This window comes from Alcanivorax sp. HI0044 (assembly GCF_001634945.1).
Window position 1 is genome coordinate 1 of sequence record NZ_LWEZ01000803.1, and the last position, 510, is coordinate 510.

Annotated in this window: 1 pseudogene; it reads right to left on the reverse strand. The window is 54.3% G+C overall.

The window, feature by feature from the left end:
• Positions 1 to 510: pseudogene (locus tag A3730_RS31400) on the reverse strand (hypothetical protein); the annotation flags it as partial.

The following is a 510-nucleotide window of genomic DNA, read 5'->3' on the forward strand; positions in this document are numbered from 1 at the left end:
GAGTAGTCAGAGAACAGCTTGGTGTTCAGCACAAAGGGCTGGCCACTTTCATTGGGCATGCTGCGTGGATCTTGCGCATCGGCAAACAGGTTGTACTGATCCAGCGTCGGGCAGTTGTAGTTCAGTGCTTCGCGGTTGATCTCGCCGTCGGCAACTTCAGCGCTACAGTAGAACTCTACAACTTCATCCGACGGTGCAGGGTCAAATTCACCGCTGGGCTCGAAGGGCGGAATTTCTACCCGCGGCAATGATGGCAACGTTTTGCCAAAACGGGCCTGGCAATCATGATCAGACAGATTGGTGTCCGAAGGCAGGTTGAGCAGCCCTTCCAGCACATCTAGCAGGCCTGTGGGAGACAGAATGGAAAAATCCTGTTCCGCAATGGCCAGTACCAGTTCCAGGCCATCGGTACCATGGAAGTTCAGATAGGGTGCGCTGTCGCTGTCCAGATCGTTATCGTGGATACAGGAACCCCACTCCGGCTGAATCCGCGCTTTGTTCTCGTCAAAT